The 13,665-nt window shown below is 70.7% G+C and carries 15 protein-coding genes and 1 riboswitch; of the genes, 7 read left to right on the forward strand and 8 right to left on the reverse strand.

Annotation, left to right across the window (positions count from 1 at the left end):
- Nucleotides 1-10: 10 nt before the first annotated feature.
- From N8I87_RS10940 to N8I87_RS10960, 5 genes are all read right to left on the reverse strand, one after another.
- On the reverse strand, nt 11-952 hold the full coding sequence (locus tag N8I87_RS10940; protein ID WP_263207797.1) for an SCO2102 family sporulation regulator: 942 nt from the start codon (nt 950-952) through the stop codon (nt 11-13).
- Between the two features lie 56 nt (nt 953-1,008).
- Nucleotides 1,009-1,932, reverse strand: coding sequence for a methylenetetrahydrofolate reductase [NAD(P)H] (gene metF, locus N8I87_RS10945; protein WP_263207798.1), 924 nt, complete (start codon nt 1,930-1,932; stop codon nt 1,009-1,011).
- A gap of 121 nt (nt 1,933-2,053) precedes the next feature.
- Nucleotides 2,054-2,707, reverse strand: coding sequence for a thiamine phosphate synthase (thiE, locus tag N8I87_RS10950; protein WP_263207800.1), 654 nt, complete (start codon nt 2,705-2,707; stop codon nt 2,054-2,056).
- Nucleotides 2,708-2,840: 133 nt separating this feature from the next.
- Entirely contained in the window at nt 2,841-3,206 is a 366-nt protein-coding gene (locus N8I87_RS10955; protein WP_263207802.1) for an Rv2175c family DNA-binding protein, read from the reverse strand.
- Nucleotides 3,207-3,270: 64 nt separating this feature from the next.
- Nucleotides 3,271-4,503 carry an NAD(P)/FAD-dependent oxidoreductase gene (locus N8I87_RS10960; RefSeq protein WP_263207804.1) on the reverse strand — a complete coding sequence of 411 codons (1,233 nt, stop codon included), beginning with the start codon at nt 4,501-4,503 and terminating at the stop codon, nt 3,271-3,273.
- A gap of 155 nt (nt 4,504-4,658) precedes the next feature.
- A riboswitch (TPP riboswitch) is annotated at nt 4,659-4,770 on the forward strand.
- On the opposite strand from N8I87_RS10960, the gene thiO reads away from it, so the two are divergent.
- The 6 genes from thiO to N8I87_RS10990 all read left to right on the forward strand — a co-directional run bounded on the left by thiO (nt 4,768) and on the right by N8I87_RS10990 (nt 10,510).
- Nucleotides 4,768-5,952 (forward strand): glycine oxidase ThiO, encoded by a 1,185-nt coding sequence (gene thiO, locus N8I87_RS10965; RefSeq protein WP_263207806.1) that lies wholly within the window; start codon nt 4,768-4,770, stop codon nt 5,950-5,952. It overlaps the preceding riboswitch by 3 nt.
- A complete protein-coding gene (thiS, locus tag N8I87_RS10970) occupies nt 5,949-6,149 on the forward strand; it encodes a sulfur carrier protein ThiS (RefSeq protein ID WP_263207808.1) in 201 nt (66 codons plus the stop codon). Before thiO ends, thiS begins: the two co-directional genes overlap by 4 nt.
- 3 nt (nt 6,150-6,152) lie before the next feature.
- Nucleotides 6,153-6,947: a thiazole synthase gene (locus tag N8I87_RS10975; protein WP_263207810.1), complete on the forward strand. Its 795-nt coding sequence runs from the start codon at nt 6,153-6,155 to the stop codon at nt 6,945-6,947.
- An 88-nt stretch (nt 6,948-7,035) separates the two neighbouring features.
- A complete protein-coding gene (pknB, locus tag N8I87_RS10980; RefSeq protein ID WP_263207812.1) occupies nt 7,036-8,961 on the forward strand; it encodes a Stk1 family PASTA domain-containing Ser/Thr kinase in 1,926 nt (641 codons plus the stop codon).
- Between the two features lie 72 nt (nt 8,962-9,033).
- A complete protein-coding gene (locus N8I87_RS10985) occupies nt 9,034-9,927 on the forward strand; it encodes a deoxyribonuclease IV (RefSeq protein ID WP_263207813.1) in 894 nt (297 codons plus the stop codon).
- Between the two features lie 76 nt (nt 9,928-10,003).
- Nucleotides 10,004-10,510: a DUF4396 domain-containing protein gene (locus N8I87_RS10990; protein WP_263207815.1), complete on the forward strand. Its 507-nt coding sequence runs from the start codon at nt 10,004-10,006 to the stop codon at nt 10,508-10,510.
- A gap of 18 nt (nt 10,511-10,528) precedes the next feature.
- Here N8I87_RS10990 and N8I87_RS10995 read toward each other — a convergent pair whose 3' ends face one another.
- On the reverse strand, nt 10,529-11,161 hold the full coding sequence (locus N8I87_RS10995; RefSeq protein ID WP_263207817.1) for a sulfite oxidase-like oxidoreductase: 633 nt from the start codon (nt 11,159-11,161) through the stop codon (nt 10,529-10,531).
- Between the two features lie 175 nt (nt 11,162-11,336).
- On the opposite strand from N8I87_RS10995, the gene bfr reads away from it, so the two are divergent.
- A complete protein-coding gene (gene bfr / locus N8I87_RS11000) occupies nt 11,337-11,816 on the forward strand; it encodes a bacterioferritin (protein ID WP_263207819.1) in 480 nt (159 codons plus the stop codon).
- Here bfr and N8I87_RS11005 read toward each other — a convergent pair.
- Together N8I87_RS11005 and N8I87_RS11010 are read right to left on the reverse strand one after the other, a co-directional pair.
- A complete protein-coding gene (locus tag N8I87_RS11005) occupies nt 11,813-12,067 on the reverse strand; it encodes a (2Fe-2S)-binding protein (RefSeq protein WP_263207821.1) in 255 nt (84 codons plus the stop codon). The two genes, bfr and N8I87_RS11005, sit on opposite strands and share 4 nt — an antisense overlap.
- Nucleotides 12,068-12,239: 172 nt before the next feature.
- Entirely contained in the window at nt 12,240-13,592 is a 1,353-nt protein-coding gene (locus N8I87_RS11010) for a class II 3-deoxy-7-phosphoheptulonate synthase (protein WP_263207823.1), read from the reverse strand.
- Nucleotides 13,593-13,665 lie beyond the last annotated feature (73 nt).

Genomic DNA, 13,665 nt, shown 5'->3' on the forward strand with positions numbered 1-13,665 from the left:
CCGTTGGCCTTCAGAAACGGTACTGCTCGTCGTAGCCGTTCCCGGGCTGCTGGCCGTTGCCCTGCTGGTACGGGTACGGCTGCTCCTGCGGCAGTTCGCCGCCGTACGTCTCGTCGGTGCGCTGCTGCGGGACCCAGACTCCGCCGGCCGGGGTCTGGCCGTAGCCGCCGTCGGCGTACTGGTCCTGGCCGTAGCCCTGCTGGGGGTACTGCTGGCCGGTGGTGTCATAACCGTTGTCGTACGAGGCACCGCCGTAGGTCTGGTTGCCGACGTACGGGTCGGAGTAGTTGGCGTACTGCTGCTGGCCGGTGGTGTCGTAGCCGTACTGCTGCTGGCCGTAGCCGGAGTAGTCGTACGCGTAGTTCTGGTCGGTGCCCTGGGCGGCGGTCGCGTAGCTCTGGTCCTGGGACTGGCCCGCGGTCGCGTAGGCGGGGCCGCCGTATATGCCGTACGAGCCCGTGTCGTCGGGCATCGGCTGCGGCTCGTAGACGGCGGTCGTCTCGGCGGCGGTGGGCTCGGCGGAGCGGGCCGGGGTGAACACGTCCTCGCGGTCGTAGTCGTCGTCGCCGTACGAGACGTTGTCGCGGCGGTAGGCGTCGTCCCGGTCGTAGTCCCCCTCGGCTTCTTCCAGGTCGGAGACCTCGAGGGTGGGGTCGGCCGGCTCGCCGCGGCGGCGCTTGCTGCTGCCGCCCGCGGCCGGGCCTCGCATCGCCCAGCCGGCCGCGAAGCCGCGGCGGAACGACAGCGTGACGTAGGTCTGGCCGATCGCGAAGGCGGCCGCGCCCAGTCCGATGACCACGACGGAGGGGATCAGCACGCCGAGCACGACGCCGAGGAAGCCGACGAAGGCGAGCAGGCGCCAGCGCAGGCGCGCCTTGTACTGCAGCAGCACCTCGCCGAGCAACCACAGCGCGACGATGCCGAACGCGATGTAGAGGACCGTCCAGCCCATGTACGCCCCTCTCCCAGTGACCGCTACGCAGTGTGTCGTATACCCGTGCGGCCGGTCTAGGCCTGCGGGGGGTGGTGCAGGCCCAGGTTCTCGTAGATTTCCAGCGGTGCCGTGGAGTTGTTGAGCGTGATGAAGTGCAGTCCGGGCACTCCCTCGGCCAGCAGCCGTGCGCAGAACTCCGTGGCGAACTCGATACCGATGGAGCGTACCGCCGCCGGATCGTCTTTCGCTGTGAGGATCCGCTCTTTCAGGACGTCCGGGAACACGGCGTTGCTGAGCTTGGGCAGCCGCTCCAGCATCTTCACGCTCGTGACCGGCAGGACCTCGGGGATGACCGGGGTCTCGCAGCCCGCGGCCACGACCCGGTCGCGCAGCCGCAGATAGGACTCCGGCTGGAAGAACATCTGCGTGATCGCGTAGTCGGCGCCCGCGCGGCACTTGTCGACGAAGTGCTCGACGTCCGTGTCCCAGTCGCTGGAGCGCGGGTGCATCTCCGGGAAGGCGGCGACACCCACGCAGAAGTCGCCCGACTCCTTGATGAGACGGACGAGTTCGGCCGCGTAGGTCAGGCCCTTGGGGTGCGGCACCCAGTCGCCCATCGGGTCGCCGGGCGGGTCGCCGCGCACGGCGAGCATGTTACGGATGCCGGCGTCGGCGTACTGGCCGATGATGTTGCGCAGTTCGGCGATGGAGTGGTCGACCGCGGTGAGATGGGCGACCGGCGTGAGCGTCGTGTCGGCGACGATCTGCTGGGTCTCCTTGACCGTGCCCGCCCGGGTGGAGCCGCCGGCGCCGTACGTCACGGAGACGAAGTCGGGTGCGACCGCCTCGACCCTGCGCAGCGCGCTCCACAGGTTCCGCTCGCCCTTGGGGGTCTTCGGCGCTGAGAACTCGAACGAGTACGTCGTCTTGCCGGTGCCGAGGATGTCGCGCACGGTGCGTGCGCGATCCGTCCTGGTCGATGCGGTTCCGAGGGCCATACCGGCAGGTTAGCCAGGGGCGGGCGGAGGCCCAACCGAGGGCCGGAGATTTGCCCGCTTTGTCGACTTTCTGTCCACCACTTGGACAGGAGGCGGGCCAGAACACGGACAGTGACGGCCGCTACACCTGCCGCAGCCGCTTCCGGAACTCGGCCGCCGCCGCTCCCGGGTCGTCCGCCTCCGTGATCGCACGGACGACGACCACCCGGCGGGCGCCCGCGTCGATCACCTCGTCGAGGTTGCCGAGGTCGATGCCGCCGATGGCGAACCAGGGGCGCTCGGTGCCGAGGGCAGCGGTGTGGCGGACCAGGTCGAGACCGGGGGCATGACGGCCGGGCTTCGTGGGGGTCGGCCAGCAGGGGCCCGTGCAGAAGTAGTCCACGCCTTCCTGCACCGCGGCCGCGGCGGCCTCCCGCTCGGCGTGGGTGGACCGGCCGATCAGCACCTCCTCGCCTAGGACGGCCCGGGCGGCGGGCACCGGAAGGTCGCCCTGGCCCAGGTGGAGCACGTCGGAGGCGGCGGCGTGGGCGACGTCCGCGCGGTCGTTGACCGCGAGCAGTCTGCCGTGCCGGGCGCAGGCCTCGGCGAACACCTGGAGGTGCTCCAGCTCCTCGGCGGCCTCCATGCCCTTGTCCCGCAGCTGCACGATGTCGACGCCGCCGGCCAGCACCGCGTCCAGGAACTCTGCGAGGTCGCCCTGCCGTCTGCGGGCGTCGGTGCAGAGGTAGACACGGGCGTCGGCGAGACGGGCGCGTGCGCTGACGGTGTCGGACATGGGATGACTCCCCCGGTTGTCGGTACGAAGAGGTACGAGGCGATCCGATGGCGGCACGGGCGCACGCCACCGCGGGGCCGGGCCGGGCCACGGCCCCTCGGCGTACGTCGTTCCGGCGTATCGGTGTGTTGGGTCAGACGGCGAGGGCCTGGGCCCGGCGCTTCACCTCCGTGCCACGGTTCTCACTCAGGGCCTGGGCGGGGGTGCCGGGCAGGCTCGGGTCGGGGGTGAACAGCCACTCCAGCATCTCTTCGTCCGTGAAGCCGTCGTCCCGCAGCAGCGTCAGGGTCCCGGACAGGCCCTTGACCACCTTGTCTTCGTCGATGAAGGCGGCGGGGACGTGCAGCGCGCGGTTCTCGCCACGGCGTACGGCGATGAGCTGGCCCTCCTTGACCAGCTGCCGCACACGTGTCACCTCGACGCCGAGCTGTTCGGCGATGTCGGGCAGCGTGAGCCAGGCGGGGACGAGAGCATCGATCTTTGCGTCAATCTCGGTCACGGAAACAGCCTGCCATCCCGGACTGACACTCGGAAGCCGGGCCCGTCCGAGCTGGGCTTTTTCACTACCGTGCCGAGGCCTGCTTCAAGGGCCGCGCCGGATCCGTCAGCAGGTCCGCGGCCACCGGTGTGCCCGCCTCGATCAGCTTCCGCCCCTGGGCCAGGTCCCGCGGTCGGCCCACCGCCAGCAGGGCCACGAGCCGGTCCTCGCGGAGCCAGCAGACGGTCCAGGCGGGCCCGAGCGGGTCGCCGCGCCACAGCATCGTGTCGGCGGACTCGTGATGACCGGCGTACTGGACGAAACGGCCGAACTGCTCGGACCAGAAGTACGGGACGGGGTCGTAGACGGCCGGGGCCTCGCCGATGATGTTGGCGGCCACCGTGCGCGGGCCCTGGAGGGCGTTGTCCCAGTGGTGGACGAGCAGCCGCTCGCCGTAGCGGGCCGACGGGAAGGAGGCGCAGTCGCCGACCGCGTACACGTCGGGGGCGGAGGCGCGCAGATGGTCGTCGGCCACGATCTCGCTGTGTGCGCCGAGTTCGATGCCGGAGCCGGTGAGCCAGTCGGTGGCGGGGCGCGCGCCGATGCCGACCACGACGGCGCCCGCGGGCAGCCGCGCGCCGTCGTCGAGCACCACCGCGCCCGGCTCGACGCGCTCCACGCGCGCGTGGGTGCGCAACGCGGCGCCGCTGTCGGCGTACCAGGCGGCCATCGGGGCGGCCACCTCGGCGGGGAGCGCTCCGGCGAGCGGGCGGTCGGCGGCCTCGACGACCGTCACCGCACAGCCCGCCTCGCGGGCCGCCGTGGCGAACTCGGCGCCGATCCAGCCCGCGCCGACGACCACGATGTCGTGCTGCTGGGAGAGCACGGGCCGCAGCCGCTCGGCGTCGTCCAGGGTGCGCAGCAGATGTACTCCGGGGACGCCCTCCGTGCCGGGCAGACGGATCGGTTCGGCGCCGGTCGCGAGGACCAGGACGTCGTACGGAACGGGCCCCGAATCGGTGTCCAGTTCGTGGTCGGCGGGGCGCACGCCGTCCGCCTCGGACCCCAGCCGCAGTTCGATGCCGAGCGACTCGAAGTCGACGTCGAAGGCGGAGCCCTCGGCCTTGCCGAGCAGCACGGCCTTGGACAGCGGCGGCCGGTCGTACGGCTGGTGCGGCTCCGCGCCGATCAGCGTGACGGTACCGGCGAAGCCCTGTTCCCGCAGGGCGACCGCGGTCTGCACCCCGGCCATGCCCGCGCCGACGACGACCACGCGCCGCGCCTGTGACGTGCCCCGTTGCTGCGTCTGCTCGCTCACCCGATCACCATAGTCAACTGACAAACCGCCAGTCAGGGGGCGTGCTGGGTGACCTGCTCCACAACGCTCGTTCCGCTGCCCCGCCGCGACTCCCGCTCCCGAGGAGGGAGGCTCCCTTACCCGGGCGAAGCCCGTCGGGCTAGGGTGGCCCCCGTACAAGCACTCGCGGGAGCCCGGACGCACCGGGCTGAGAGGGAGGCTGGCGGCCTCCGACCGTACGAACCTGATCCGGGTCATGCCGGCGAAGGGAGGGGCTGGACGCCCATGTCGTCACGTACGTCAGACGTCCTCGTCGTGGGGGGCGGAGTCATCGGCCTGGTCACGGCCTGGCGGGCCGCGCAGCGCGGGCTCGTCACCGCCGTGGTGGATCCCGAGCCGGGCGGCGGGGCCGCCCAGGTGGCGGCCGGGATGCTGGCCGCGGTCACGGAACTGCACTACGGCGAGCAGACCCTGCTGGGCCTGAACCTCGCCTCGGCCCGCCGTTATCCGGACTTCGTGGCCGAGCTCACCGAGCTGACCGGCCACGACGTCGGCTACCGGCGGTGCGGCACGCTCGCCGTCGCGCTGGACGCCGACGACCGCGCCCATCTGCGCGAACTGCACGCCTTCCAGCTGCGATCGGGCCTGGAGTCCGAGTGGCTGTCGGGGCGGGAGTGCCGGCGCCTGGAGCCGATGCTCGCGCCCGGTGTGCGCGGCGGGCTGCGGGTGGACGGGGACGATCAGATCGATCCGCGGCGGCTGTCGGCCGCGCTGGTGGCCGCGTGCGAGCGCGCGGGGGTGGTGTTCCACCGCACGTGGGCGGAGCGGCTGTCCGTCGTACGGGAGCGGGCCGTGGGTGTCGTCACCCGTGAGGGAGACGTCCTGGGCGCGGACCGGGTGGTGCTCGCGGCCGGCAGCCTGAGCGGGCGGCTCGCGGGCGTGCCGGAGGACCTGCTGCCGCCGGTGCGGCCGGTGAAGGGGCAGGTGGTGCGGCTGACGGTGCCTGGGCAGTACGCGCCGTTCCTGAGCCGTACCGTGCGGGCGCTGGTGCGCGGCGGGCACGTCTATCTGGTGCCCCGGGAGAACGGCGAGCTGGTCGTGGGGGCGACGAGCGAGGAACTGGGCTGGGACACGACGGTGACCGCGGGCGGTGTGTACGAACTGCTGCGGGACGCCCACGAGCTGATGCCGGGGATCACCGAGCTGGCGATGACGGAGACGCAGGCCGGACTGCGCCCCGGCTCCCCGGACAACGCGCCGATGCTCGGTCCGACCGCGCTCGACGGGCTGCTGCTGGCCACCGGGCACTTCCGCAACGGCGTGCTGCTCACCCCGGTCACCGGCGATGTCATGGCGCATGTCCTGGTCACGGGTGAACTCCCCGACCTGGCCCGCCCGTTCACGCCGAAGCGCTTCGACGCCGATCTCGCCGTCCCGTCGGCCCCGGCTCCTTCGGAGCGGCCCGCATGAACATCTCGGTCAACGGGGAGCGCCGGGAGATCGCGCCCGGCACCGCTCTCGGCACCCTCGTCGAGTCCCTCACCGCGGCACCGCGCGGGGTGGCCGCCGCGCTCAACGAAACCGTCGTCCCGCGCGCGCGGTGGTCCGCCACGACCCTGTGTGAGGGAGACCGCGTCGAAGTCCTCACCGCCGTGCAAGGAGGCTGACCCATGGCCGACGATCCCTTCGTCCTCGGCGGTACGCCCCTCTCGTCCCGGCTGATCATGGGTACGGGCGGTGCGCCCAGCCTGGATGTGCTGGAGCGGGCGCTGATCGCCTCCGGCACGGAGCTGACGACGGTGGCGATGCGGCGGGTCGATCCCGAGGTGCACGGCTCCGTGCTGTCGGTCCTCGAGCGGCTCGGCATCCGGGTGCTGCCGAACACGGCGGGGTGTTTCACCGCGGGTGAGGCCGTGCTCACGGCCCGGCTGGCGCGGGAGGCACTGGGCACCGATCTGATCAAGCTGGAGGTCATCGCCGACGAGCGGACGCTGCTGCCGGATCCGGTCGAGCTGCTGGACGCGGCGGAGACGCTGGTGGACGACGGCTTCACCGTCCTGCCGTACACCAACGACGACCCTGTGCTGGCCCGGAAGCTTCAGGACGTCGGCTGTGCCGCGGTGATGCCGCTGGGCTCGCCGATCGGCTCCGGGCTCGGCATCCGCAATCCGCACAACTTCCAGTTGATCGTCGAGCACGCGCGGGTGCCGGTGATCCTGGACGCGGGGGCCGGTACGGCGTCGGACGTGGCGCTGGCGATGGAGCTGGGGTGCGCGGGTGTGATGCTCGCCTCCGCGGTGACGCGAGCGCAGGAGCCGGTGCTGATGGCGGAGGCGATGAAGCACGCGGTGGAGGCGGGCCGGCTGGCGCGGCGGGCGGGCCGCATCCCGCCCCGGCACTTCGCCGAGGCCTCCTCCCCCACCGAGGGGCGCGCACACCTGGATCCCGAGCGCCCCGCCTTCTAGTCGCACAACAGTCACAGCTCTGCTGCATTCCGTCCCCGGATCGGCGTAACCCCCGGGCCTGTCGGTCGCGGCTCGTACACTCACCTGCGTGGATACGACCCTTCAGGACCCTCTCGTCGGGCAGGTGCTCGACGGCCGTTATCGCGTCGAGGCGCGGATCGCGGTCGGCGGGATGGCCACGGTCTACCGGGCCCTGGACACCCGCCTGGACCGGGTGCTCGCGCTCAAGGTGATGCATCCGACGCTGGCGGCCGACGGGTCGTTCGTGGAGCGGTTCATCCGCGAGGCGAAGTCCGTGGCGCGGCTGGCGCACCCCAACGTGGTGCAGGTCTTCGACCAGGGGACCGACGGGTCGTATGTGTATCTCGCGATGGAGTACGTCGCCGGGTGCACCCTGCGTGACGTGCTGCGCGAGCGCGGTGCGCTGCAGCCGCGTGCGGCGCTGGACATCCTGGAGCCGGTGCTCGCCGCGCTCGGCGGCGCGCACCGCGCCGGGTTCGTGCACCGGGACATGAAGCCCGAGAACGTGTTGATAGGGGACGACGGGCGGGTCAAGGTCGCCGACTTCGGTCTGGTGCGGTCCGTGGACACGGTGACGAACACCACCGGCACCGTCCTGGGCACCGTCTCCTATCTCGCGCCCGAGCAGATCGAGCACGGCACGGCCGACCCGCGGGTCGACGTGTACGCCTGCGGTGTCGTCCTGTACGAGATGCTGACAGGCGAGAAGCCGCACGCCGGGGACTCCCCGGCCACGGTGCTCTACAAGCACATCCACGAGGACGTGCCGCCGCCCTCGGCCACCGTGCCCGGACTGCCGTACGAGCTGGACGAGCTGGTGGCCGCAGCCACCGCGCGCACCCCGGACCTCAGGCCTCAGGACGCCGTGGCACTGCTGGCCCGGCTCCGCGACGCCCGCGCGGGGCTCACCGACGCGCAGCTGGACGCCGTGCCGCCGCAGGCGCTCTCCGCGCAGCACGACATCGCCGAGGACCGTACGAGCGTGATCCCGCGCTCGCTGACGGTGCCCCGGCTGCTGCCGGTCAACGAGGACGACGACCCGGTGGGGGCCGTCGACCGCACCAGCCGGCTGCAGGCGCCGCCCGTGCCCGACCGGCCCGGCACGGCCCGGCCACGGCGCACGCTGATCACGGTCATCGCCGCCGTGCTGCTGGTCTTCGGTGTCGGCGCCGGTGTCTGGTACATCAACTCCGGTCAGTTCACCCGGGTTCCGCCGCTGCTGGCGAAGACCGAGGCGGACGCGAAGGCGCGACTGAAGGAGGCGGGGCTCGACGTCAAGGTCGAGTACGCCTACGACGACACGGTGAAGCGGGGCACGGTGATCCGCACCGATCCGGCGGCCAACACCCGGATCCGCGGCCACAACGCGGTGACGCTGGTCATCTCGAAGGGCCCGGAGACCGTGAACGTGCCCGATGTCCAGGGCATCGGGCTGGCGAAGGCCAGGGCCCGGCTGAAGGCGGACGGGCTGGATCCCGGGATGGTGACCCGGGAGTTCAGCGACAGCGTCGCCAGGGGCTCGGTGATCAGCACCGACCCGACGGCCGGTACGAAGCGGCACGCGGGCTCGGCGATCGCGCTCGTCGTCAGCAAGGGCAGCCCGATCCACGTCCCGGACGTCACCGGCGACGACCTTCCCGACGCCAGGCAGGAGCTGGAGAACGCCGGTCTCAAGGTGGAGGTCGCCGCGCGGCAGGTGAACTCCCAGTACGACAAGGGCCAGGTCGCCCAGCAGACCCCGGTGGGCGACAGTCGGGCCGCCGAGGGCGACACGGTGACGCTGACGATCTCCAAGGGTCCGGAGATGATCGAGGTCCCGGACGTGGTCGGGGACAGCGTCGACGACGCGCACAAGGCGCTGGAGGGAGCCGGCTTCAAGGTCGACGAGGACCGCGGGCTGCTCGGGCTGTTCGGGGACACGGTGAAGAAGCAGTCGGTCGAGGGCGGCGACACGGCGCCCAAGGGATCGACGATCACGATCACCATCCGGTGACCGGAGACGGGCGGGAGCAAGCGGGCGGGAGCACCGGCACGGGGCGATCCAAGGGCGTGACACCCTGAACGGGTGAGCAGTCAGCATTCCTCAGGCGCCGTCCCCGGCCCTTCCCGCAATCCCGTCGGCGGTCATGTCCCCGTGGCCGGCGGCCTGCACTCCGTGGGCCTGTCGTACGCCCGCGACCTCAAGGCCGAGACCGTGCAGGTCTTCGTGGCCAACCCGCGCGGCTGGGCCACCCCGGCGGGCAGCCCGCGGCAGGACGAGGCGTTCCGGGCGGCGTGCGCCGAGGCGTCGATGCCCGCGTATGTGCACGCGCCGTACCTGATCAACTTCGGCTCGCACACCCAGGCGACCGTCGAGAGGTCGGTGGAGTCCCTGCGGCACTCGCTGCGGCGCGGGCGGGAGATCGGCGCGCTGGGGGTCGTCGTGCACACGGGCAGCGCGACCGGCGGCCGGGAGCGGGCGGTGGCGCTGCGGCAGGTGCGGGAACACATGCTGCCGCTGCTGGACGAGCTCACCCACGACGACGATCCGTTCCTGCTGCTGGAGTCGACCGCCGGGCAGGGCGCCTCGCTCTGCTCCCGCACCTGGGACTTCGGGCCGTACTTCGAGGCGCTGGACGCGCATCCGAAGCTGGGCGTGTGCCTGGACACCTGTCACATCTTCGCCGCGGGGCACGACCTGACCGGCCCGGACGGCATGCACCGGACGCTGGACCTGCTGGTCGGCACGGTCGGCGAGGGCCGGCTGAGGCTGATCCACGCCAACGACTCCAAGGACGTGGTGGGCGCTCACAAGGACCGCCACGAGAACATCGGCTCCGGGCACATCGGCGAGGACCCGTTCCGGGCGCTGATGACGCACCCCGCGACCGAGGGCGTACCACTGATCATCGAGACGCCCGGCGGGAAGGAAGGGCATGCGGCGGATGTGGAGCGGCTGAAGAAACTGCGCGACGGATAACGCGTTGAGGAATACCCCAGGGGGGTATACGGTTCCCGCTCGGTGCAGGAACCGTTACCTGACATTGGGGGCACTCATGCAGCACGAGGCACACGCACACGCGGACACACACCCGCACACCCACGCCCACCACCACGGGCCGGCCGTCGCCACCTGGCCCGTCGCCGCGCAGGCCACCCTGCACTGCCTCACCGGCTGCGCCATCGGCGAGGTGCTGGGCATGGTCGTGGGAACGGCGCTCGGGTGGGGGAATCTGCCGACGACGATCCTGGCGATCGTGCTGGCCTTCTTCTTCGGCTACTCGCTCACCCTGCGCGGGGTGCTGAAGGCGGGCGTCGACTTCCGCACCGCCTTCCGGGTGGCGCTGGCCGCGGACACCCTGTCGATCGCGGTGATGGAGCTGATCGACAACGGCGTGATCGTGCTGTGGCCGGACGCGATGGACGCGCAGCTGGACGACCTGCTGTTCTGGGGCTCACTGCTGATCTCGCTCGTGGTGGCCTTCGTGGTCACGACGCCGGTCAACAAGTGGACGATCGGCAGGGGCAAGGGCCATGCGGTGGTGCATCGGTACCACCACTGAGCGGGCCGCCGGGAGATGTCAGAGCTCGGGGCCGTCCCCGGGCTCCTCCTGGTAGGAGTAGCGCTGTTCCTTCCAGGGGTCGCCGATGTTGTGGTACCCGCGCTCCTCCCAGAAGCCGCGGCGGTCGGCGGTCATGTACTCCACGCCGCGCACCCACTTGGGCCCCTTCCAGCCATAGAGGTGGGGCACCACGAGACGGACCGGGAAGCCGTGCTCGGCGGTGAGGAGTTCACCATCCTTGTGGGTGGCGAAGATCGAGCGGTCGGAGGCGAAGTCCGACAGGCGCAGGTTCGAGCTGAAGCCGTACTCCGCCCAGACCATCACATGGGTGACGTCGGTCGCGGGCGGGGCGATCTCCAGGATCGTCCGGGCCGGGATGCCGCCCCATTCCGCGCCGAGCATGCTGTATTTCGTCACGCAGTGCAGATCGGCCACGACGGTGGTGTACGGCAGGGCCGTGAACTCCTCGTGGTTCCAGCAGTGCTTCTCGCCGTCGGCGGTGGCCCCGAAGACCCTGAACTCCCAGCGCTCGGGCCGGAACTTGGGTACCGGGCCATAGTGCGTGACCGGCCACCCGCGCTGCAGTCGCTGCCCCGGCGGAAGCTCGGACCCTGCCGCTTCTCCAGATTCGCGCTCCACCGGATGACCCATGACTCCATCCTGACAGACCCGGAGCAGTGCACTTGACCAGCCCTGCCCTAAATCGGACAACCAATGGCAACCCCCCACTTACTTACTAAGTACGCACTTACTGGACGATCTTCGACACCGGTGCAATCATGCGCCCGCAGCCTCCCCATTTCCCCATGCGGAAGGAGCCCGTGCGATGCAGGGCGATCCCGAGATCATCGAATTCCTCAACGAGCAGCTCACCGGTGAGCTCACGGCGATCAACCAGTACTTCCTGCACTCGAAGATGCAGGAGAACTTCGGCTGGACGAAGCTCGCCAAGTACACGCGGCACGAGTCGTTCGACGAGATGAAGCACGCCGAGGTGCTCACCGACCGCATCCTGTTCCTGGAGGCGCTGCCAAACTACCAGCGGCTGTTCCATGTGCGGGTGGGACAGACCGTCCGGGAGATGTTCGAGGCGGACCGGGAGGTCGAGGTGGAGGCGATCGACCGGCTCAGGCGCGGGATCAAGGTGATGCGCGAGAAGGGCGACATCACGTCCGCGAACATCTTCGAGGACATCCTCGCCGACGAGGAGCACCACATCGACTACCTGGACACCCAGCTGGAGCTGGTGGAGAAGCTCGGTGAGGCGCTCTACATCGCGCAGCTGATCGAGCAGCCGGAGAGCTAGGCGGCCTCGTCCAGCCGGGTCTCGTCCGGCCCGGTCTTGTCCAGCTCGGCCAGGACCGGCCTGCCCTGGTCGGCCAGCTCACGGCGCGGGCATGCGCCACGGCCGAGGATCGACTGGATGCGCCGTACGCACGAACCGCAGTCGGTACCCGCCTTGCACTGCGAGGCGATCTGGCGCGGGGTGCACGCGCCGTCCTCCGCGTGCTTCTTGACCTGCGCCTCGGTCACGCCGAAGCAGCTGCACACGTACACGCGGATTCACCTCCCGACGGGATCGATGTCTGGTGCCGTCCCGTTTGATCGGTGAGGCAAACCTAACCTTACCCATCGCTGGGGAACCGCAAAAGTGGGAAGGGGCGCGGATCGTATGTGATCCGCGCCCCACTTCACTTGTCTCTGACAGTGTCCCTGACAGCCGGACCCGTCACTGGTCCCGGTACATCTCGGCGACGAGGAACGCCAGGTCGAGCGACTGGCTGCGGTTCAGGCGCGGGTCGCAGGCCGTCTCGTAGCGCTGGTGCAGGTCGTCGACGAAGATCTCGTCGCCGCCGCCCACGCACTCGGTGACATCGTCGCCGGTGAGCTCGACGTGGATGCCGCCCGGGTGGGTGCCCAGCGCCTTGTGGACCTCGAAGAAGCCCTTGACCTCGTCGAGCACGTCGTCGAAGCGGCGGGTCTTGTGGCCGGAGGCCGCCTCGAAGGTGTTGCCGTGCATCGGGTCCGTCACCCAGGCCACCGCGGCACCGGACGCCGTGACCTTCTCGACCAGCTCGGGGAGCTTGTCGCGGATCTTGTCGGCGCCCATGCGGACGATGAAGGTCAGCCGGCCCGGCTCGCGCTCGGGGTCGAGGCGGTCGATGTACTGCAGCGCCTCCTCGGCCGTGGTGCTCGGGCCGAGCTTGATGCCGAGCGGGTTGCTGATCTTCGAGGCGAACTCGATGTGCGCGTGGTCCAGCTGCCGGGTGCGCTCACCGATCCACACCATGTGCCCGGAGACGTCGTACAGCTTGCCGGTGCGGGAGTCGACCCTGGTCAGGGCGGACTCGTAGGCCAGCAGCAGCGCCTCGTGCGAGGAGTAGAACTCGACGGTCTTGAACTCCTCCGGGTCGGCCCCGCAGGCGTGCATGAAGTTCAGCGCGTTGTCGATCTCGCGGGCCAGCTGCTCGTAGCGCTGGCCGGACGGGGACGAGCGCACGAAGTCCTGGTTCCAGGCGTGCACCTGGCGCAGGTCCGCGTAACCGCCGGTGGTGAAGGCGCGCACCAGGTTCAGCGTCGAGGCGGACGCGTGGTACATCCGCTTCAGCCGCTCGGGGTCCGGGACGCGGCTCGCCTCGGTGAAGTCGAAGCCGTTGACGGAGTCGCCGCGGTACGTCGGCAGGGTCACGCCGTCGCGGGTCTCGGTCGGCTTGGAGCGCGGCTTGGAGTACTGGCCGGCGATACGGCCGACCTTCACCACGGGCACCGAGGCGGCGTACGTCAGCACGGCGCCCATCTGGAGCAGCGTCTTGAGCTTGTTGCGGATGTGGTCGGCGGACACCGCGTCGAAGGCCTCGGCACAGTCGCCGCCCTGGAGGAGGAACGCCTCTCCCTTGGCGACAGCAGCCAACCGGGCGCGCAGCTGGTCGCACTCGCCCGCGAAGACGAGCGGCGGATACGACTCGAGGTCCGCGATCACTGCGCGCAGAGCCTCGGCGTCGGGGTACTCGGGCTGCTGCGCCGCGGGCAGGTCTCGCCAGGTGTTGCCAGCGCTCGCGCTGGTCTTAGCGTTCACGGTCACGCTCTCAACACTACGGGGTCGTGTCGCGTCGTTTTCTCCCGGCTCGACAGGTGAGACGGCTCTGCGCTCACCT

Origin of the sequence: Streptomyces sp. HUAS 15-9, assembly GCF_025642155.1 — a bacterium.
GTDB lineage: Bacteria > Actinomycetota > Actinomycetes > Streptomycetales > Streptomycetaceae > Streptomyces.